An 18,660-nucleotide genomic window follows, 5' to 3' on the forward strand; every position below is an offset into this window, starting at 1 on the left:
TCGGCCCTCCGTTCCGGACCGGCCGGGAAAGCGCCGTCCGCCGCTCCACTGTGGGCCGACCCTGTCGGTCCCCACTCGCTCTGCTTCGCAGCTTTGCAAGTCCGCTCGGGAACAGCGCCGTCCGCCCCTGGTCCGGGGTCATGCGTGCAACTCCGCTTCCGTGCCCAGGTACGCGCTGACCACCTGTGGGTCTGCCGTGACCTCGCGGTACGTGCCCTGCGCGATCACGCGGCCCTGGTCCATCACGACCACGCGGTCGGCCAGGTCGCGCACCACCGGCATGATGTGCTCGATGAACAGCACGCTCACGCCGCTGTCCCGGACGCTGCGGATCAGCCCCACGGCCTCCTGCGACTCGGCGGGCCGCAGCCCGGCCATCACCTCGTCGAGCAGCAGCACCTGCGGGCGTGTGGCCAGGGCGCGGGCGACCTCCAGCCGCTTGTCCTGGAGCAGCGTGAGGTCGTGCGCGGCCTTCTCGGCGTGCGGAGCGAGTCCCGTGAGTTCCAGCAGCGCCCACGCCTGCTCGCGCGCCTCACGCAGCCGCGTGCCGGGCGTGCCGAACAGCGCGCCCACCGTGACGTTCTCGTGCACGGTCATGTCCGGGAAGGGCCGCACGATCTGGAAGGCCCGTCCCAGGCCCAGGTGGCAGCGGTGCTCGATGGGCGAGTCCGTCACGTCCTGCTCCAGCAGGTGCAGGCGGCCGGCGCTGGGGCGGTACACGCCGGACAGCAGGTTCAGCAGCGTGGTCTTGCCCGCTCCATTCGGCCCGATGATGGCGAGCACCTCGCCGCGGCGCTGCGTGAACGACACGTCCTGCACCGCCTGGAGACCGCCGAAGCGCTTGCCCAGGCCCTCGGCGCGCAGCACGTCCTGCCCGGCACTCACAGGTCGCCTCCGCTGCGCCCGCGCCGCCACAGGCCCACGATGCCGCGCGGCAGCCACAGGATGCTCAGCATCAGCACCAGGCCGTACACGACCAGGTAGCCGCTCTTGACCGCGCCGTGCAGCAGTTCCTCGGCCACGCGCAGCAGCGTGGCGCCCAGCACCGGCCCCAGCGTGGTGTACAGCCCGCCGAAGATCGAGGTGGTCAGCGGCGCGATGGAATTGGCGAGGCTGAAGGTCTCCAGCGGGTTGATGAAGAAGGTCTTGCCGGCGTACAGCACGCCCCCCACCGCCGCCAGCGTGCTCGACAGGAAGAACGCCAGCAGCTTGTAGCGCACGACGCTCACGCCCAGCACGCGGGCCGTTTCCTCGCCCTGCCGGATGGCGGAGAACGCGTGGTGCAGCCGCGTGAGGCGCACGGCGAGGCTCGCGGCGACCGTGACGGTCAGCAGCGTCAGGGCCAGCAGGTACTGCCCGCGCGAGTTGCCGCCCAGCAGCGCCGGCACCAGCAGGCCGTTCGCGCCGCCCGCCACGCTCTCGGGCAGGTTCTGGATGACGGTGCGGACGACCTCCGTGAAGGCCAGAGTGGCGATGGCGAAGTACATGCCGTTCAGGCGCATGGTCACCGCGCCCAGGATCAGGCTGATTCCGCCGGACAGCACGGCCGCCAGCGGCAGCGCGGCCGGCCACGGCACGCCGGCGCGCAGCAGCAGCGCGTAGCCGTACGCGCCCAGGCCGTAGAACGCCGCGTGCGCCAGGCTCACCTGCCCGGAGCGCGCCAGGATGTCCCACGACAGCGCCAGGATGCCCGCGACCAGCGTGAAATACCCGATCTGGAGCAGGAATTCCCGGTGGTCGCCCAGCGGCAGGAACGGAAACGCCAGCGCCAGCACGAGAAAGATCAGCAGCGGCAGCAGCTTGGGCCACGTGACGTCCGGGCGCGCGCGGGCGGCCCGGCCGGGCAGCGCGGCGCTCATACGACCCCCGCCTGAACACGGGCCGAATCGGTGCCCTCCCGATTCGGTGACGCAGTGGACGGCAAGCGTCTCACCTTGCCCCCCGGTACGAGCGGAGCACCAGCGTGCCGAAGATCATCAGGAAGAACACCGCGTCGCTCCAGCCGCCGCCGCCCGGCACGTAGGTCTGCACCAGCGCCTCGGACACGCCCAGGATCACCGAGGCCCACAGCACCCCGGTCAGGTTGCCCAGGCCAGCCATCACGATGATCGCGAAGGCCTTGAGCGCGAACACCAGCCCCACGGTGGGCGAGGCGAACAGCAGCACGCTGACCAGCACGCCCGCGATGGCCGCCAGCCCGCACGACGCCGCGAAGGCGATGAGGTACACCCGGTCGACGTCGATCCCGATCAGCTGCGCGCCGCGGCGGTTCTGCGCCACCGCCCGCATCTGCCGGCCCAGCGTGGTGCGGTACAGCACGGCGTACAGCGCGCCCAGCAGGGCGGCGGCCAGCCCGAACGCGATGGCCTTGGGCCCGCCGATGCTCAGCTGCCCCAGCGTGACGCTGCTCGCCTGGTACGGCGTGCTGACGGTGCGGGTGTTGCCGCCCATCACCATCAGCGCGAGGTTCTGCAGCAGGATGCCCAGGCCGAAGGTGAGCAGCATCTGGTTGAGTTCTGGCGCGAGCAGTACGTGCCGGATGCTCACGCGGTAGGTCAGGGCGCCCACGCCGAACACCGCGACCGCCACGACCGGCAGGCTCAGCAGGGGGTCGAGGCCCAGCCACGCGCTGCCGGCCCACGCGAGAAACGCGCCGATCATCAGGTATTCGCCGTGCGCGAAGTTCACGATGCCGACCACGCCCACCGCCAGCGCGAGCCCTGACGCGACCAGCGCGTAGATGCCGCTCTGGAGCAGGCCGTTGATGAGGGTCTGGAAAAAGAGGTCCATTCAGAGGCGTTCCGTATTGAGTGAGGATGGGGTATCGGGGATGGATTCCGCGTCCAGGTGGGCAGTGAAGGCCGCCAGGAACGCGTCCGGCGCTTCCAGGAAGGGCGAGTGGCCCACGCCGGGCAGCACCACCTCGCGGTACGATCCGCCGCCGGCCTGCGCGGCGTCCAGCACAGCGCGCAGCTGCGTCACCATCGGCTGTGGCGGGCAGCTCTCGGCCCCCGGCCACCCCGGCACCACCCCCAGCGCCCCGAGCTGCGCGAGGTCGAACAAGCTGGCGTCGCTCACGATGGCGTCCAGGTCGCCGCGCACCCACAGCACCGGCGGGGCCGGCGAGAGCTGCGCGAAGGCCGCGAGACTCTGGTACTTCGGCGAGAAGGCGTTCGCCACGCCGCGCGTGCCCGGCGCGACGTTCGGCCACGCTCCGCTGGCGCTCATGTCGCCGGGGTAGTGGTCGTCGCCGGTGCGGGTCGAGAGCATGGCGTCCAGCCACGCTTCCTCCTGCTCGGGCGTGGGCGTGAACGCGGCGGGATTCACGTAGAACTTGCGCAGCACGTCGCGCGGACTGCCCGGCGCGTCCGAGCGGTCGCCGGCCGCCACCGCCGCGACAAAGGCGGCGTTCACGGTGCCGCCGCCGCTGCCCGCGTAGTCCGCGGCGTTCGGCGTGCCGCCCTCGCCGTGCGTGCCCCCGAAGCCGTACGGGGAAATGCCCGCCGCGAGCGTGAGCGACTGCACCCGCCCCGGCGCGTCCAGGGCGACCTGCATGACCACGCCGCCGCCCAGGCTCCAGCCCAGCAGGTGCGCGGACGGCCATCCCAGCGCGTCCATCAGCGCGAGCACGTCGTCCGACCAGTCGCGCAGGCCGCGCGTGGCGTCCACCGGCCGCGGCTCGGTGCCGCCGTAGCCGCGCAGGTCCGGCGCGACGGCGTGCACGTCGTCCGGCAGGGCCAGCAGCAGGTCATGGAAGAATGCGCTGCTGGACACGTTGCCGTGCACCAGCAGCACCCGCCGCCGCGCGCCCACCACGGCCGGGCGTTCCAGTACCCGCGTCCGCACGCGGGCGGTGTCCACCGTCCTCGATTCCACGTTTCCCGTCATGGTTGTCCTCCCCGTTCCGTGTTCTGCGGGCACGGGGGCCGCGCGTGCTGCTGCGCGGCCCCCGCGTCCCCGGCGCCGCGTTACTTGCCGTACACCATGGGTTTCTGCGCGAACTTGATCGGGAAGACCGGCACGCGCGCGCCGCTCTGGAACTGGAAGTGCAGCCAGTTGCCGGCCTTGAAGCCCTGGTACTTGGTCTTCAGGCTGGGCGTGAAGGTCAGGGGCCCGAAGGGCGTGGGCATGTTCGTCTTGGCGAGTTCCGCCGCGACCTTGTCCTTGTCAGTGCTGCCCGCGGCGTTGATGGCGGCGGCCAGCGACTTCAGGTTCACGTACGCCAGCGGCGCGAAGTACTCCTCGGTGACGGTGCCGTACTTCTTCTTGTACGCGGCCACGAACGTGCGGCTCTCCTTGGTGGGGCTGGTCGGCAGCCACAGGCTCAGGCCCGCCACGTTGTCCGACAGGGCATTTTTCTCGAAGCCCACCGGCCACGAGGGCGGCGTGCCGTACATCAGGCCCAGTTTCAGGTTCTGCTGCCTGACTTCCGTCGCCAGCGGCAGGGCGTCGGTGTCGTAGCCGACCCAGTACAGGATGTCGGGGTTGGCGGCCTTGGCCTTGCTGACCAGCGGCCCGAAGTTGCCGCTGCCGGTCTTGAACTTCTCGGTCATGACCACGGTGAAGCCCGCTTTCTTGAAGGCGTCCACGGTCGCGTCGATCCCGGCGCTGCCGAAGGGGCCGTCCTCGTAGGCGATGGCGATGTTCTTCGCCTTCTTGTAGGTCTTGAGGTACTTGAAGTACCCCAGGATCGCCTCGAAGTTGTAGTACGACCACGGGTGGTAGTGGAAGAAGTACGGGTAGCCCGCGAAGGCGTCCTCGACGGGCGTGGCGGCCGCGCCGATCCACGCCATGAAGGTGTTGTACTGCTTGGCCGGGCCGGACAGCGCCACGGTCACGCCGCTGCTCACCCCGCCGGCCATGAAGTCCACCTTGTCCACGGTGACCAGCTTCACGAACTCCGGCACGGCCTTGGCCGGCGCGCTGCCGTCGTCCGAGATGGCCAGTTCCAGGGGCTTGCCCAGCACGCCGCCGGCCCTGTTGATCTCGTCCAGGGCCAGGTTGTAGCCGTTCTGGGCGGCCTGGCCGGACACCGAACTCGGGCCGCTCAGGGGAAGGAGAATACCGACTTTCACTGCGGCCGCGCTGGACACGGCGAGCAGGACGCCCGTCAGGAGGATTCTGTTCATGTTCGCCCCGGAGTGTAGGGCGCGGCCGTCACGGTCACGTTACACCCCTGCCGTGTGACCGGCCCGTAACGCGGCGCGCCTACGCTGGGCCCCGATGCAACACAACGCGCAGGAGGGCAGAGCGGTGGGAAGCGCCGGGCCGCCGGGCACGCTGGTACTGGACGTGACCGCGACGCTGGCGGGTCAGGCCGTGCCGGTGCGGCTGGGAGCGCAGACCTGGGGAACCCTCAATTCCGCGCGGGACAACGCCGTGCTGGTGTGCCACCACTACACCGGCACCATGCGCGCCGCCGGCCTGAATCCGGACGGCACGCCCGGGTGGTGGGACGACGTGATCGGCCCCGGCAAGGCGGTGGACACCGGGCGCTACCTCGTGGTGTGCGCCAACACGCTCTCGAACGTGCAGGCGCTCGACCCGGCCGTGGTCACCACCGGCCCCGCCACGCCGCACCCCGACGGGCAGCCGTGGGGCGGGCGCTTTCCCGCGTGGACGCTGGGCGATCTGCACGCCCTGCAACTTGACGTGATGCGCGCGCTGGACGTGACCCGCTGGCACGCGGTGATCGGCCCCAGCTTCGGCGGCATGCAGGCGCTCCAGTGGGCGGCCCGCACGCCGGAGCTCGCGCCGCGCGTGGCGGCCATCGCGGCGTCCCCGGCGGCCGGGCCGGCGCTGCAAGGCGCCTTCGCGCCGCTGCTGCGCGACGTGGCCGCGAGCGGTGGCCTGGAGGGAGCGCTGCGGCTGATCTCGCTGTTCGGCTTCGGCGCGGACGGCCTGGCGCGCAATTTCACGGCCACGGACTTCGGCGCGTACCTGCGCTCACGCATGGGCGTGGCCAGCCTGCCGCACGTCCTGGACATCGGCCGCGCGGTGCTCACGCACGACCTCGCGCAGGTCGGCGCGGCGGACGAACTGTATCGCCGCTGGCGCGCGGGCGGGCTGCACCTGCTCACCGCGAACGTCACCGTGGATCAGTTCTTTCCGGCGGCCGAGATGCGCGCCTTCGCCGAGGCCAGCCGCGCGGCGGGGGTGGCCCACACGCACGTGGAATTCCCCTCTCCGAACGGCCACCTGGGGTGCATCATGGACACCCACGCCTTCGCCGCCCCGCTGCGCGCCCTGCTGGCCACGCCGCAGCCGCGCGCCGCGCCGGCGGGCGTGGGAAGCGGGGAGGCGCATGACTGAACGGGTGCTGGTGGCGGTGCACGGCAACTTCGCGTCGGCGGTGTGGTGGTTCGACCTGCTGGCCGATCCACCGCGCGGCTGGCGGGTGCTCGCGCCCACCCTGCCGGGCTTCGGCGGCACGTACCACCCCCCGGAAGCGGCGTCCATTCCCACGTACGCCGAGTGGCTGGCCGGCTGGCTGAACGAGCGCGGCGTGACCCGCCCGGTGTTGCTGGGGCACTCGCTGGGTGGCGCGGTCGTACTGGAACTTGCCGCGCAGGCTCCGGAACACGTCGCGGGGGTGATCCTCGCGGCGAGCGCGCCGCCGTCCGGGCTGGCCACGCCCGAGGAGAACTACCCGGTGCTCGAACTCCTGCGCACCGTGCGCACGGTGCGCGAGGCCAGCCTGAGCGCCCTGTTCCCGTCGGGTCGCCCCGGCAACTTCGCGCAGTACGTCGAGGACGCCGGGCGCATGCACGACGGTCACTACTCGGGCAATGCCCGCGCGCTGGCCGCGTGGCACGTCGACCCGGCCGCGCTGCGCGGCGTGCCCACGCTGGTGCTGGGCGGCGCCCTCGACACGCTCGTCACGCCGGACATGGTGCGCGCCACCGCCGAGGCCCTGACCACCCGCGCGGTGACCCTGGACGGCGTGGGGCACGGCTTCCCGCAGGAGAACCCGGCCGCGTTCCGCGAGCACGTCACCGCGTTTCTGAACGCGCGGCCCGTGCAGGAGCGGCTGGCCGCCGGGGCATGATGAAGGCGCGACTGGAGGACGAATGAACAAGGTATACCCGAGCGCCGAGGACGCGCTCCGCGACATCGTGCAGGACGGCCAGACCATCGCGGTCGGGGGCTTCGGCCTGTGCGGCATTCCCGAGGCCCTGATCGGCGCGCTGCGGGGCAGCGGCGTCACGGGCCTGACCGCCGTGAGCAACAACGCCGGCGTGGACGGGTTCGGCCTGGGCCTGCTGCTGGAAACGCGGCAGATCCGCAAGATGATCAGCAGCTACGTCGGCGAGAACAAGGAGTTCGAGCGGCAGTACCTCGCCGGCGAACTCGAGCTGGAGTTCACGCCGCAGGGCACCCTGGCAGAGCGCCTGCGCGCCGGCGGGGCGGGCATTCCCGGCTTCTACACCAAGACGGGCGTGGGCACCCTGGTCGCCGAGGGCAAGGAACACAAGGACTTCGGCGGGCAGACCTACATCCTCGAGCACGGCATCGTGGCCGACCTCGCGCTGGTCAAGGCGTGGAAGGCCGACCGCGCGGGCAACCTGATCTACCGCCGCACCGCGCGCAACTTCAACCCGCTGGTCGCCACCAGCGGCAGGGTCACCGTCGCGGAGGTCGAGGAGATCGTCGAGACCGGCACCTTCGACCCGGACGACGTGGTCACGCCCGGCATCTTCGTGCAGCGCGTGGTGCTCAACGCCCACCCGGAAAAACGCATCGAGCAGAGGACGGTGAGGCCCTGATGCCCTGGACACGAGACGAGATGGCCGCCCGCGCCGCGCGCGAACTCCGCGACGGGTACTACGTGAACCTCGGCATCGGGCTGCCCACCATGGTCGCCAACCACATCCCGCCCGGCATGGAGGTGTGGCTGCAGTCCGAAAACGGGCTGCTGGGCATCGGCCCCTTCCCCACCGAGGACGAGGTGGACCCGGACCTGATCAACGCCGGCAAGCAGACGGTCACGGCGCTGCCCGGCGCGAGCATCTTCTCCAGCGCGGACTCCTTCGGCATGATCCGCGGCGGGCACGTGAACCTCGCCATCCTGGGGGCCATGCAGGTCAGCGAGCGCGGCGACCTGGCGAACTGGATGATCCCCGGCAAGATGGTCAAGGGGATGGGCGGCGCGATGGACCTCGTGGCGGGCGTGCAACGTGTGGTGGTGCTGATGGAACACGTGGCGAAGGGGGACGCGCACAAGATCCTGCGCGAGTGCACCCTGCCGCTCACCGGTCAGGCCGTCGTGGACCGCATCATCACCGACCTGGGCGTGCTGGACGTGACGGAGGGGGGCCTGAAGCTCGTAGAACTCGCGCCCGGCGTCACGCTGGACGAATTGCGTGCCAGGACCGGCGCGGAGATCCAGGGCTGACACCGACGGCAATGGGCCGGAGCTTGAGCGCTCCGGCTCCTGATCTGGGCTGGTCGCGGCTGGCCCCACCCGTGGAGGTCTGCAGCCGTTGACCCTCAGTCCAGCACGCTGATGCCGGCCTGCCGCACCCGCTCGCGGACGTCGCGCAGGCCCTCGCCGCTCACGCGGATCACGAAGCGCAGGCGGCCGGGTCCGCCGGGGTACGTGGCGACCGAGATGATGTTGCTCGGCAGGATCGCGCTGGTGGCCGCCGCGAGGCTGCCCGGCACGTCGTCCATCTCCAGAGTCAGGCGCTGACCGCCGCCCTGCATGCCCAGGATGCTGGTGAACGCCTCGAGGATGTCGCGGGTGGTGATCATGCCGGTCAGCTGTCCGGCGTCGTTCAGGACCGGCAGCCCGCCCACGCGGTGCTCCTGCATGCGCAGCGCGGCGTCCTCCAGGTACTCGTTCTCGGCGGCCGTCACCACCGGGCGGGCCATCACCTCCGAGACCGTCAGCTTGCTCAGCAGGTAGTTCAGTTCCCACACGCTCAGGGTGGTGGCCTTGCTGGGCATGGCGTCCTTGAGGTCCTTGCGGGTCGTGATGCCGATCAGCCGCCCACCATCCATGACCGGCAGGCGGCGGAAGTGGCGGTCGTTGATGATCCGCAGGGCCTCCATGACGGGCGTGTCGGGCGTGATCGTCACGGGGTTCCGGGTCATCCAGTCTTTCACCAGCATGCGCGCAGTCTAGTCCACGGCCCGCCCGCGCACCCCGCCTGATCCGCAGGTGACGGCGCGCTTCATTCGGCTCAGAGAAGTGCATGCTAGCCTCCCTCTCATGAAGATTTCCGCCAAAGCTCTTGCTCCTCTTGCCCTGATGGCCGCGTTCGGCCTGGGCACCCTTGCCCCGCACGCCCAGACCGGCGCCCAGAAAGTCGGCTTCGTCGATGTCAGCAAACTGCTCGCCGCCCACCCCAACAACAAGCTGATCCAGGACACCAACGCGAAGGCCAAGGCCGAACTCGATCCGCTGGACGCGCAGATCAAGGCCATCGACGCCAAGGGCGCTGGCGCCACCGCCGCCGAGAAGCAGCAGCGCGAGACGCTGGTCGCGACCATCAAGGCCAAGGCGGAAGCCTACGACAAGCAGAACGAACCCCGCATCACGGCCGTCGAGACGGCGGTGGACACGGCGGTCAGCACCGTCGCCAAGGCCAACGGCTACTCGGTCGTGATGGACAAGACCGTGGCCGCCAAGAGCGGTCTGGTGATCTACGCGGACCCCGCCACCGAACTGACCGACGCGGCCGTCAAGGCCCTCAAGCCCTGAGCGTTCCCCTGCCTCCATTCGCCGTGAAAGGGGAGTCCTCCGTGAACCGAATCCTGATCCTGTTGCCCCTGGCGCTCCTGGCGACCGTGCCCCGCGCCCAGCAGCCCAAACCGCGCGTCGCGTTCGTGAACGTGGACACGCTGGTCAAGGCCATGCCGAACAACGCCGCGTACGTGAAGGTCATGACGCAGGCCGACACCGACCTGAAGGCCAAACGCGCGGCCATCCAGACCCTGGCCGCCAAGGCCAGCGCCTCGGGCAGCGCCGCCGACCGGCAGGCCGTGACCAAGGCCCAGCAGGCGTACACCACCCTGCAGGCCGACTACACCAAGAAGCTCCAGACGGCCTTCGCGCCGCTGAGCACCAAGCTGAACGCCGCGGTCGCGCAGGCGGCCAAGGCGAACGGCTTCGCCATCGTGATGGACGAGAAGGTCGCCGCGCAGACGCAGCTCGTGCTGTACGCCGACAAGGGCACCAGCCTGACCGCCGCCGTCCAGAAGCTCCTGAAATAACGCGCCACAAGGCCGCCCGCGAGTCCGTGCTCGCGGGCGGCGTGGTGTCTGGGCTCAGAGCTTGACGGTGTCGTTCTGGCCCATGTGGGCGTGCTGGCCCGTGAGGGCGCCCTTGGCGAGCTGGAACAGCGTGCGCACCTTGCCGTCGCTCTCCCAGAACTCCGCGCCGTTCGCGTGCACCTTGATCAGCTGGATGTTGGGATCTTCCTTGCCGCCCTCAAAGTAGGCCTTGTAGAAGTCGCTCCACAGCTCGTCGAGCTTGGCGCGGTCCTCGACGAGTTCGGCGGTGCCGTTCACGCTGACGTACTCGCCGTCGCCGGGCTTGGCGTACGCGAGGTTCACCTGCGGGCGGGCGCGCATGTCCGCCACGGCCTCGGAGTCCCTGGCGCCGATGAACCACACGTCGCCGTCGAACTCGGTCTCCTGGGTGGTCATGGGCCGGGCGTGCAGGTGCCCCTCGGCGGTGGTCGTGGTCAGCATCGCGAACTTCACGTTCTTGATGATCCCGGCGATCTTCTTCACGGCATCCTGGTGGCTGAGGTCGCTCATGGCGTGACCTTGACATGCGCCTGCGCGGCCGTGTGCAAGGAGCGGCACCGTCTGAACGTCGGGTCAAGACAGGGTGAGCGGACGCACCATCCGGCCACTGCAGGGACCGGGCGTCACGCCGGCTGCGGCCCGGTCGGCGCCACCCGTTCCGGCACGTTGCGCACCAGGACCACGCCGAGTGCGAAGAACACGGCCGCGATGCCGAACACCAGGGTGTAGCCCAGGTTCGGCGTCTGGGCGTTGCCCCAGTCGAGCAGCGCGCCCTGCGGCCCCCCGATGAACTGCGGCGCGACGAAGGCCACGTGCCAGATGCCCATGTCGCGCGCGTAACTGGCCCGGCTGGGCATGGCGTCGCTGCCCAGCGCCCAGTCCACCGACGTGAAGGCCCCGTAGCCCAGCCCGAACACCACCGCCAGCCCCAGCGCCGCCCCGAAGCCCGGCGCGACCAGGAACAGCAGCGCCGTGACGGCCATGGTGGTGCCCGCCACGTAGATCACGGGCTTGCGGCCCACCCGGTCGCTGATCCGCCCGCCCACCAGCGCCGACAGGATGCTCGCCACGATGATCGCCGCGAGCATGTACAGGTTCGACGTGACGGGGCTGGCCTGTTTCAGCACGTCACGGTTGTAGAACTGCAGGAAGGGCTGCACCGAGTACTGTCCCAGCGCGAACAGCGCCCGCGTGACGAACACCCACAGGAACGGCCGGTACGCGAACAGGGCTGTCCAGGGCTGCTCCGGTTCGGCGCTCGCCGGGGTGACGGGCGCGGCGCGGTCCGCGTCGCCCACGCCGCGCACGGTGACCAGGGCGGGGAGCAGCAGCATCACGCCGACCAGGGCGAACAGCGCCGCGTCCGGCAGCTTCAGCAGGCTCACGACCAGCGCGCCCACCGCGCCCAGCAGCTGCCCGGCCGCCTGGAGCATGCCCATCGCGCCGGAGTACCGTCCGCGCTCGCGCACCGGCACGAGCTGCGGAATCAGCGCCGAGTACGGCGCGGTGGCGTAGTTGTTCCCGAACTGCACCAGCAGGAAGCCCAGCACGTACACCCAGAAGCCGCCCATGCCGCTCAGGCCCGAGACCGCCCCGGCCATCACCGCCAGCCCCACCACGTTCACGCCCACGCCGAGGCGCAGGTACGGCAGGCGTCGCCCGCGCCGGTCGCTCTGCGCGCCCACGATGGGCGGGATGATCAGCGCCATGGCCGCGCCGATCAGGGTCAGCAGGCCCACGTACGTGCCCTTGTGCGCCTCGCCCACGAAGTGCAGCACGTTCGCGGGCACCAGCGACAGCAGGATCACCAGCCAGTGGAAGGCCGTGCCGAACCAGAACGCCGAGAGCGCCCATGGACTCACGGGTGCCCGTTCCACTGGGAGTGAGGAAGTCATGTGCGGCGAGTATACGGGCCGGACCCCACGCCGCCGGTCAGCCGGCGGTGTGCCGCGCGAGGTACGCCTCGCCGCGCGGCGTGAGCCGCAGCAACGACAGCGTGGGCGCCGCGCCGTCCGCGTTGCGGCACACGCTCTTGAGCGAGCACGGCCCGCACGCGCACGCGCCCTGCTCCGGCGCAGCCTCCTGCACGTACCCGCCGGCGTGCAGCGTGGTGAGCATGCCGGCCAGGGCCGCCTCGGTGCTGCCGAGGTCGCGGGCCAGTTCGGCCGGGGTGCGCGGCGTGAGCGCCACCGCGCCCAGAATCCGCGCCAGTGGGGGAGGAGACGCCAGCGCCCTCACAGCAGCCTCGACGCGACCTGGTACACCACGAAGGCCGCCACCCACGCGGTCGCGAGCTGGTACGCCACGGTGGTCCATGCGACCCGGCGCCCATATTCCTGCGCCATGGCGCCCACCGTGGCGATGCACGGCGTGTACAGCAGGACGAACACCAGATACGCCAGTCCGGCGGCGGGCGTGAACGCGCGGGCCAGCGCGGCGGCCAGTGGGGACTGAGCGTCCGCCGTGGTATCCGTGCCCAGCTGCGGCAGCGCGATCACGGTCGGCAGGGCGGCCACACTGGCCTTCACGGCGTCCCACGTGGCGGTCGCGGCCTTCACGGCGCCGTCCACCACGCCCAGCGCTTTGGGTGCGGCGGCCTGCTCGCCCAGGTAGATCTGCCCCAGCGTGCCCACCACGACCTCCTTGGCAATGAAGCCCGGCACCAGCGCGCCGGTCGCCTGCCAGTTCCCGAAGCCCAGAGGCGCGAAGACCGGCGACACCGCGCGGCTGACGGTGCCGAACAGGCTGTCCTGGGGCGGCATGGTGGCGAAACTCTGGCCGCGCACCATGGGAATGGCCAGCAGCACCCATACGACCGCGACAGTCGCCATGACGGTGGTGCGCGCCCGCCTGGCGAAGCTCGCGGTGCGGCGCGCGGCGTGCTTCCACAGCACCTTCCACGCCGGGAAGCGGTACGGCGGGAGTTCCAGCAGCACCCCGCCGCCCTCGGCGGGCAGGGACGTGCGGCGCAGCACCAGCGCGAACGCGAAGGCGACCAGCATGCCCAGCACGTACAGCGCCCACACCAGCGTGCTGCCCTGGCGCGGGAACAGCGCCGCGGCGAAGATCACGTACACCGGCAGCCGCGCCGAGCAGCTCATGAACGGCAGGATCATGCCCACCAGCACCCGGTCGCTGGCGCGTTCCAGCGTGCGCGTGGCGTACACCGCCGGCACGTTGCACCCGAAGCCCAGCACCAGCGGAATGAACGCCCGGCCGTCCAGCCCCACGGAGCGCATGCCGCGGTCCATCAGGAACGCCGCGCGGGCCATGTACCCGCTGTCCTCCAGGAAACTCATGGCGAGGTACAGCACCAGCAGGGTCGGCAGGAAACTCAGCACCGTGCCCACGCCGGGGATGATCGCGCCGACCACCAGGTCGCGCCCCAGCGGGAACCACGCCAGCAGCGCGGCGGCCCATCCGCTCAGCGTGTCCTGCAGCGGCCCGCCGATCAGGTCCACGAACGGCGAGGCCACGCTGAAGGTCAGGCGGAACACCAGCAGCACCAGCGCCAGGAAGATCGGGATGCCCAGCCACGGGTGCAGCGCCACCGTGTCGATGCGCTCGGACAGCGTGCGGCGCGACTCGGCCTTCGGCACTGCCACCCGCGCCAGGTCCCCGGCCCGCGCGTAGCGCGCCTCCGCGATATCGATCAGGGCGTCCAGTCCGGCCGCGTCCAGCGCGCGCAGGTGAGTGTCGGCCGCGTCCAGCAGCGCCCGGTGCCCCGTGGCCGCCAGCCGCCCCCGCACCGAGGGGTCGCCCTCCAGCAGCGCCAGCGCCAGGTAGCGGTGCGCGTGCGGCGGCAGGGTCGGCAGCGCCCGCATGCGGCTGCTCAGGTCAGCCACGGCGTCCTCGATCGCCTTCGGGTAGCGCACGCCGATGCCCAGCGTCGCCTCGCCCAGCACGCGGCCCAGGACGTCGGCGGTGCCGGTGCTGCGGCTCGCCACCGTCTCCACGACCGGCACGCCCAGCGCCCGCGACAGCGCCCGGGCGTCCACCGTCAGGCCCTTGTCCTTCGCCTCGTCCACCAGGTTCAGGGCGACCGCGACCGGCAGCTGGAAGTCCATCAGCTGCAAGGTCAGGTACAGGTTGCGTTCCAGGTTCCCAGCGTCCAGCACGTTCAGGACCGCGTCCGGCGCTTCGTCCAGCAGGGCCGTGCGGGCGATGAGTTCTTCCGGCGTATGCGGACTCAGCGAGTACGCGCCGGGCAGGTCGAGCAGGTACACGCTGCGGCCCGAGTGCGTGAGACGCGCCTCGCGCTTCTCGATGGTCACGCCGCCCCAGTTGCCCACCTTCAGGCGCGTGCCCGCCACCGCGTTGATCAGCGTGGTCTTGCCGACGTTCGGATTCCCGACCACCACGACCCTTGGCTCGTGCGCAGCCCGCAGGCGTTCCAGCGTGGAGACGCACGCCGCCTCGTCCGGGATCAGGGACGTGCTGGGGACCGGCAGGGTGGGCGCGCTCATCCGCGCACCCGGATGCCGCGCAGGTCCGCGGCGCGCAGCGCGAGGTCCGTGCCGTTCACGCGCAGTTCCAGCGGATCGCCCATGGGGGCGCGCCTGACCACGGTCACGGGCGCCCCGCGCACGAAGCCCAGTTCCAGCAGCCGCCGCCGCAGCGGATGGCGCGGGTCGAGGGCCACGACGTGCGCGGTCTCGCCCGGCCCGAGTTGATCCAGTGTGCGTTCGTCCATACCGCTCTCCCTATACCCGATCAGGATAGTCGGATTAGGGCTGGATACAAGGGACTTGAGTAGCCGGCGCTCGGGTCAGCTGCCCAGCGCGTCCCAGTACGCCTGCAGGTCCGGCGCCAGGGGAAGTTCGGCCACGACCTGCGCGCCGTCCCACGGGAAGGCGAGGCGGGCCGCGTGCAGGGCCTGCCGTCCCAGGCCCAGCCGCGCGGTGAGCTCCGGCGTCTGGCCGGTCTGCATGAACTCCAGGAACACGTCCGGGTCGCGGCCGTAGATCTTGTCCCCGACCATCGGCAGGCCCACGTGCGACAGGTGCGCGCGGATCTGGTGCAGGCGCCCGGTGCGCGGATACGCCTCGAGCAGCGCGTGCCCGGCGCGGCGCTCCAGCACCCGGAACTCCGTGACGGCGGGCCGGCCGTCCGGCACCGCGCCCTGCCGGATCACCACGCGGTTCGCGCCGCCCAGGCCCACGTCGCCCAGCGGGGCGTCCACGGTGCGCCGCTCCCACGGCGGCGTGCCGTGCACGATGGCGACATACGTCTTGCCGACCAGATGCTGCTTGAACAGCGTGTAAAAGCGCCGGGCGGCGTCCGTGTCGCGCGACAGCACCTGGGCGCCGCTCGTCTCGCGGTCGAGGCGGTGCGGGGGCGACAGGTCCGGTTCGCCCGTCTCGCGCTGCATGTACGTCACGACGTCCGGCACCTCGACGCGCGCGTGCACGGGATGCGTGAGCCACAGCGCGGGCTTGTGCACCACGTAGAAGTCCGGGTGTTCCAGCACCACGCGCGGGACGTCCGTGGGCGGCCGGGGCGTGACCGTCAGATCTCCCATGCGCTCCGGTACTCGCGGCCCCTCAGGCGCGCGGCGAGGTCGGTCGCCCGGTCCACGGTGCGCTCCAGACGCTCCGCGAGCCACGTGCCCGGCACCTCCGGGGCGTCCCAGTGCGCCGAGGTCGCGTACACGAAGTGCGGGTTCACCACGCAGCGGAAATCCACCATCAGGCCGAACGCGAAGGCCCCGTGGCTCAGGTAACCGTGGTCCAGCCCGCCCGACACCAGGAAGGTCACGGGCTTGTCGAACCACGCGCCGTGCAGGCCGCGCAGGTCGTCGCTGCTGCCGGTGAGTTCCACCAGGGCCTTGGCGCCGGAGCCCAGTCCCCAGTTGTACACGGGCACGCCCAGCAGCACGCCGTCTGCGTCGGCAATGGCCCGGTGGTACCGCGCGGCGTTCGGGTGGTCGTAGCACCCGCCCGGCCCCTGCACGTTGTCGAACGTCGGCAGCGGCGTGTCGCGCAGGTCGAGGTGCGTGACGTCATGGCCCTGCGCGGCGAGTTGCCGGGCTGCCAGGGCGCACAGCCACGCGCTGCGGCTGTCCGGGTCGAAGCTGGTGGCGATCACCGTGAACTTCACGCCCGCAGGGTAGCGTGCTCCGCCCCATCACGGCAGCGCGGCGCGCTGCATGGCCTTCAGGTGCTCGATGCGCTGCGGCGTGCCCGGGTGCGAGCGCAGCAGGTCGAACACGCTGGGCGATTCGTCCCCGTCCTGGCTCTCCAGCCGCGCCAGGATGTCCTGCAGGGGCCGGGTGCTGGCGTAGCGCTGCAGCATGTAGTGCCCGGCGACCTCGTCGGCCTGCGTCTCGGCCGCGCGCGAGTACCCGCCGCGCAGCAGGGCGGCCGGCACGGCGGCGGCGAAGGTGCTGGCCGACACCAGGTCGCCCGTCAGCACCGTCGAGACCAGCGTCAGGCCCAGGCCCTGGTACACGCCCGCAAGGCCATGCCGGTGCGTGACGTGCCCGGTCTCGTGGGCCAGCACGCCCATCAGCTCGCGGTCGCTGCGGGCCAGCGCGACGAGCTGGTCCGTCATGACCACCGTGCCGCCCGGCAGCGCGAAGGCGTTCGCGCCGATGCCGCTGCCCTCGCCGCCCGGCTCGCCGTTGCGCAGCAGCAGGGTATACGGATAGCCGCCGCCCGCCCACACGGCCACGTCCCGGAATTCGCGATGGAGCTGCGCCTGCCGCTCGGCGCTGAGCCGCGTCGGGCCGACGTAGTCCCCGCTGGACAGCACCTTCAGCGTCTCGCGGTCGAAGGCCGCCAGAACGCTGCGCGGCGTGACGGCCGCCGCCTGCTGCGCCAGCGCGGGCAGCCCGAAGGCGATGAAGGCCGCCACCGCGAGCACCGCCAGCACCAGCGCGCCCAGCGCAGCCGTCCAGCGGGATTCCAGCCAGCGCACGCCGCTCAGCGCGCGGTTGCGCCCGGTGTGGCGTTCCCACGCACTGAGCGCGGCGTCCTGCGCCGTCTCGTAGCGCCCGCCGTCCGAGAACTTCACCACCCGGCGCACGCCCGGAATGGCCGGGTCGACGCTCACGTCCGCCGCGCTCCACACCCGCGTCAGGCCCAGGTCCGGCACGCTCAGGGTCACGCCCTGCTCGCCCAGGGTCAGGGTGGCGGGGTAGTCGCGGCTGCGGCGGCCATCGAAGTACACGCCGGGCACCGCGTCGCCGGTCATCAGAAGCCCACCTGGATGTCCAGCAGCTCGGTCGCCGCCTCACCCAGCGCCGAGGGCCGCTCGGCACTGCCGGCCGCGAAGTCGTCCAGGGGCGCAATCGCCCGCACCTGGACGCCCTCCATCACGTACTTCGTGCGGCGGATCGCGGCCCACGGCGTCGCCAGCCCCAGCGTGACCACGGTCGCCAGCGCGTTCGTCACGCCGATCCACACCAGCCGCCACGGCCGGAAGGTCGCGCGGGTACGCACCACGCCGCCCAGCTCGGCGTGGTTCAGCACGTAGGCCATGGTCGCGGCGCGCACGTACTGCCACAGCACCGTGTACAGCAGGATGAACGCCACATACGCCGCGATGATGCCGGCCAGCAGTCCGGTTGTCTTCAGGTCGTCCAGCGAGCCGCTGTCCAGGGCCGAGGTGCCGAACAGCACAGCCGTCACGGGCAGCGCCACGGCGATGGCCAGGCCGATGCCGATCCCCACGGCCGTCACGGCGATCACGTAGAAGGGCGCCACGTCGCCCCGGAAGTGCCCGCGCGCGGTGCCGTACTCCACGTGGTCCAGCTGGTAGCGGCGCTGCATGAACCACGCCCACGGCAGCGCGAAGATCCCCCCGATCGACGCCAGGATGTTTGCCGCGCCGTACGCCACGTACGCGGCCTTCACGGTGCCCGAGAAGCGGAAGCGCAGGCCCCGGTGCACGGTGTTCGCCGCCTGGAAGCGCAGCGACTGCCGGACCAGCCACGGGTACAGCAGCACGTACGCCAGCAGCAGCGGCACGGCGATCCAGTACTTCTGGAACTGGGTGGACAGCGTGTACCCCAGGAACAGCGTGCCCACCAGCACGTACCCGCGCAGCAGCGCGACCGGGTTGGCGCGGTACTCGAAGTTCTGCCCGTCCACCCACACATGCCCGTAGAAGTACTGCCGGGTGCGCACGCGTGCCCACGGCAGGTACACCCCCAGCGTCACGATGGTCAGCGCCACGTTCACGATCCAGATCCGGAAATACTCGTCGGCGCGGCCTGTGAACGACACCGGGTACTCCGTGACGGTCGGCGTCGCAGGCGTCCCGGCGGCGTCCAGGGCGGGCCGCAGACCCACGTGGCGGCCGTACGGCGAGCCGGTCGGGTCGTCTGCGGGAGTGGGGGGAGTGGCGGCCGGCAGGTCCGTCATGCCCCCATGGTACGGACGGACGGTGCCATGTGCAGCG

General features: G+C 71.4%; 21 protein-coding genes. 6 read left to right on the forward strand and 15 right to left on the reverse strand.

The genetic code is table 11. From position 1 onward, the window contains the following. Positions 1-138: 138 nt before the first annotated feature. From HNQ07_RS12515 to HNQ07_RS12535, 5 genes are all read right to left on the reverse strand, one after another. Positions 139-885 carry an ABC transporter ATP-binding protein gene (locus HNQ07_RS12515; RefSeq protein WP_229831994.1) on the reverse strand — a complete coding sequence of 249 codons (747 nt, stop codon included), beginning with the start codon at positions 883-885 and terminating at the stop codon, positions 139-141. Continuing rightward, the gene (locus HNQ07_RS12520) at positions 882-1,859 is read right to left on the reverse strand and encodes a branched-chain amino acid ABC transporter permease (protein WP_184112273.1); all 978 of its coding nucleotides are present in this window, start codon (positions 1,857-1,859) and stop codon (positions 882-884) included. Before HNQ07_RS12520 ends, HNQ07_RS12515 begins: the two co-directional genes overlap by 4 nt. A gap of 70 nt (positions 1,860-1,929) precedes the next feature. Beyond that, positions 1,930-2,790 (reverse strand): branched-chain amino acid ABC transporter permease, encoded by an 861-nt coding sequence (locus HNQ07_RS12525; protein ID WP_184112275.1) that lies wholly within the window; start codon positions 2,788-2,790, stop codon positions 1,930-1,932. Then, entirely contained in the window at positions 2,791-3,888 is a 1,098-nt protein-coding gene (locus tag HNQ07_RS12530) for an alpha/beta fold hydrolase (RefSeq protein ID WP_184112277.1), read from the reverse strand. It abuts the gene before it with no gap. 80 nt (positions 3,889-3,968) lie between these two features. After that, complete coding sequence (locus tag HNQ07_RS12535; protein WP_184112279.1) at positions 3,969-5,129, reverse strand: ABC transporter substrate-binding protein; 1,161 nt, start codon at positions 5,127-5,129, stop codon at positions 3,969-3,971. 94 nt (positions 5,130-5,223) lie between these two features. On the opposite strand from HNQ07_RS12535, the gene HNQ07_RS12540 reads away from it, so the two are divergent. From HNQ07_RS12540 to HNQ07_RS12555, 4 genes are read left to right on the forward strand one after another with little or no spacing between them, the layout of a single operon-like run. Beyond that, on the forward strand, positions 5,224-6,312 hold the full coding sequence (locus tag HNQ07_RS12540; RefSeq protein WP_184112281.1) for an alpha/beta fold hydrolase: 1,089 nt from the start codon (positions 5,224-5,226) through the stop codon (positions 6,310-6,312). Then, positions 6,305-7,048 carry an alpha/beta fold hydrolase gene (locus tag HNQ07_RS12545; protein ID WP_184112283.1) on the forward strand — a complete coding sequence of 248 codons (744 nt, stop codon included), beginning with the start codon at positions 6,305-6,307 and terminating at the stop codon, positions 7,046-7,048. The genes HNQ07_RS12540 and HNQ07_RS12545 overlap by 8 nt, the downstream gene beginning before the upstream one ends. A gap of 22 nt (positions 7,049-7,070) precedes the next feature. Further along, complete coding sequence (locus HNQ07_RS12550) at positions 7,071-7,766, forward strand: CoA transferase subunit A (protein ID WP_184112284.1); 696 nt, start codon at positions 7,071-7,073, stop codon at positions 7,764-7,766. After that, positions 7,766-8,395: a CoA transferase subunit B gene (locus HNQ07_RS12555; protein WP_184112285.1), complete on the forward strand. Its 630-nt coding sequence runs from the start codon at positions 7,766-7,768 to the stop codon at positions 8,393-8,395. Before HNQ07_RS12550 ends, HNQ07_RS12555 begins: the two co-directional genes overlap by 1 nt. A 95-nt stretch (positions 8,396-8,490) precedes the next feature. On the opposite strand, the gene HNQ07_RS12560 is transcribed toward HNQ07_RS12555, so the two are convergent. Further along, complete coding sequence (locus HNQ07_RS12560) at positions 8,491-9,114, reverse strand: CBS and ACT domain-containing protein (RefSeq protein WP_184112295.1); 624 nt, start codon at positions 9,112-9,114, stop codon at positions 8,491-8,493. Between the two features lie 100 nt (positions 9,115-9,214). Between HNQ07_RS12560 and HNQ07_RS12565 the strand changes: the two genes are divergently transcribed. Continuing rightward, positions 9,215-9,706 carry an OmpH family outer membrane protein gene (locus HNQ07_RS12565; protein WP_184112297.1) on the forward strand — a complete coding sequence of 164 codons (492 nt, stop codon included), beginning with the start codon at positions 9,215-9,217 and terminating at the stop codon, positions 9,704-9,706. Between the two features lie 41 nt (positions 9,707-9,747). Next, a complete protein-coding gene (locus HNQ07_RS12570) occupies positions 9,748-10,218 on the forward strand; it encodes an OmpH family outer membrane protein (protein WP_184112299.1) in 471 nt (156 codons plus the stop codon). Between the two features lie 54 nt (positions 10,219-10,272). On the opposite strand, the gene HNQ07_RS12575 is transcribed toward HNQ07_RS12570, so the two are convergent. From HNQ07_RS12575 to HNQ07_RS12615, 9 genes are all read right to left on the reverse strand, one after another. Beyond that, positions 10,273-10,767, reverse strand: a complete 495-nt coding sequence (locus HNQ07_RS12575) for a pyridoxamine 5'-phosphate oxidase family protein (RefSeq protein WP_184112301.1) — start codon at positions 10,765-10,767, stop codon at positions 10,273-10,275. A gap of 113 nt (positions 10,768-10,880) precedes the next feature. After that, positions 10,881-12,152, reverse strand: coding sequence for an MFS transporter (locus HNQ07_RS12580; protein WP_184112303.1), 1,272 nt, complete (start codon positions 12,150-12,152; stop codon positions 10,881-10,883). 37 nt (positions 12,153-12,189) lie between these two features. Beyond that, a complete protein-coding gene (locus HNQ07_RS12585; protein WP_229831992.1) occupies positions 12,190-12,495 on the reverse strand; it encodes a helix-turn-helix domain-containing protein in 306 nt (101 codons plus the stop codon). Then, positions 12,492-14,723 carry a ferrous iron transport protein B gene (gene feoB, locus HNQ07_RS12590; RefSeq protein WP_184112305.1) on the reverse strand — a complete coding sequence of 744 codons (2,232 nt, stop codon included), beginning with the start codon at positions 14,721-14,723 and terminating at the stop codon, positions 12,492-12,494. Before feoB ends, HNQ07_RS12585 begins: the two co-directional genes overlap by 4 nt. Continuing rightward, positions 14,720-14,950, reverse strand: a complete 231-nt coding sequence (locus HNQ07_RS12595) for a FeoA family protein (protein ID WP_184112307.1) — start codon at positions 14,948-14,950, stop codon at positions 14,720-14,722. Before HNQ07_RS12595 ends, feoB begins: the two co-directional genes overlap by 4 nt. Before the next feature lie 75 nt (positions 14,951-15,025). Next, a complete protein-coding gene (locus HNQ07_RS12600; protein ID WP_184112309.1) occupies positions 15,026-15,778 on the reverse strand; it encodes an RluA family pseudouridine synthase in 753 nt (250 codons plus the stop codon). Next, positions 15,766-16,356 carry an NADPH-dependent FMN reductase gene (locus HNQ07_RS12605; protein WP_184112311.1) on the reverse strand — a complete coding sequence of 197 codons (591 nt, stop codon included), beginning with the start codon at positions 16,354-16,356 and terminating at the stop codon, positions 15,766-15,768. Before HNQ07_RS12605 ends, HNQ07_RS12600 begins: the two co-directional genes overlap by 13 nt. Before the next feature lie 27 nt (positions 16,357-16,383). Beyond that, positions 16,384-17,451: a M48 family metallopeptidase gene (locus HNQ07_RS12610; protein ID WP_184112313.1), complete on the reverse strand. Its 1,068-nt coding sequence runs from the start codon at positions 17,449-17,451 to the stop codon at positions 16,384-16,386. Next, positions 17,451-18,623, reverse strand: a complete 1,173-nt coding sequence (locus HNQ07_RS12615; protein WP_184112315.1) for a YjgN family protein — start codon at positions 18,621-18,623, stop codon at positions 17,451-17,453. The genes HNQ07_RS12610 and HNQ07_RS12615 overlap by 1 nt, the downstream gene beginning before the upstream one ends. Positions 18,624-18,660: the final 37 nt, after the last annotated feature.

The organism is Deinococcus metalli (genome assembly GCF_014201805.1).
Lineage (GTDB): Bacteria > Deinococcota > Deinococci > Deinococcales > Deinococcaceae > Deinococcus > Deinococcus metalli.

Excerpts from the sequence above, each read along its gene's own strand:
- HNQ07_RS12600 (WP_184112309.1), bottom strand. The coding sequence starts at position 15,778 with ATGGGAGATCTGACGGTCACGCCCCGGCCGCCCACGGACGTCCCGCGC.
- HNQ07_RS12575 (WP_184112301.1), bottom strand. The coding sequence starts at position 10,767 with ATGAGCGACCTCAGCCACCAGGATGCCGTGAAGAAGATCGCCGGGATC.
- HNQ07_RS12610 (WP_184112313.1), bottom strand. The coding sequence starts at position 17,451 with ATGACCGGCGACGCGGTGCCCGGCGTGTACTTCGATGGCCGCCGCAGC.
- feoB (WP_184112305.1), bottom strand. The coding sequence starts at position 14,723 with ATGAGCGCGCCCACCCTGCCGGTCCCCAGCACGTCCCTGATCCCGGAC.
- HNQ07_RS12550 (WP_184112284.1), top strand. The coding sequence starts at position 7,071 with ATGAACAAGGTATACCCGAGCGCCGAGGACGCGCTCCGCGACATCGTG.
- HNQ07_RS12545 (WP_184112283.1), top strand. The coding sequence starts at position 6,305 with ATGACTGAACGGGTGCTGGTGGCGGTGCACGGCAACTTCGCGTCGGCG.
- HNQ07_RS12525 (WP_184112275.1), bottom strand. The coding sequence starts at position 2,790 with ATGGACCTCTTTTTCCAGACCCTCATCAACGGCCTGCTCCAGAGCGGC.
- HNQ07_RS12615 (WP_184112315.1), bottom strand. The coding sequence starts at position 18,623 with ATGACGGACCTGCCGGCCGCCACTCCCCCCACTCCCGCAGACGACCCG.
- HNQ07_RS12560 (WP_184112295.1), bottom strand. The coding sequence starts at position 9,114 with ATGCTGGTGAAAGACTGGATGACCCGGAACCCCGTGACGATCACGCCC.
- HNQ07_RS12580 (WP_184112303.1), bottom strand. The coding sequence starts at position 12,152 with ATGACTTCCTCACTCCCAGTGGAACGGGCACCCGTGAGTCCATGGGCG.
- HNQ07_RS12565 (WP_184112297.1), top strand. The coding sequence starts at position 9,215 with ATGAAGATTTCCGCCAAAGCTCTTGCTCCTCTTGCCCTGATGGCCGCG.
- HNQ07_RS12555 (WP_184112285.1), top strand. The coding sequence starts at position 7,766 with ATGCCCTGGACACGAGACGAGATGGCCGCCCGCGCCGCGCGCGAACTC.
- HNQ07_RS12540 (WP_184112281.1), top strand. The coding sequence starts at position 5,224 with ATGCAACACAACGCGCAGGAGGGCAGAGCGGTGGGAAGCGCCGGGCCG.
- HNQ07_RS12535 (WP_184112279.1), bottom strand. The coding sequence starts at position 5,129 with ATGAACAGAATCCTCCTGACGGGCGTCCTGCTCGCCGTGTCCAGCGCG.
- HNQ07_RS12595 (WP_184112307.1), bottom strand. The coding sequence starts at position 14,950 with ATGGACGAACGCACACTGGATCAACTCGGGCCGGGCGAGACCGCGCAC.
- HNQ07_RS12530 (WP_184112277.1), bottom strand. The coding sequence starts at position 3,888 with ATGACGGGAAACGTGGAATCGAGGACGGTGGACACCGCCCGCGTGCGG.
- HNQ07_RS12520 (WP_184112273.1), bottom strand. The coding sequence starts at position 1,859 with ATGAGCGCCGCGCTGCCCGGCCGGGCCGCCCGCGCGCGCCCGGACGTC.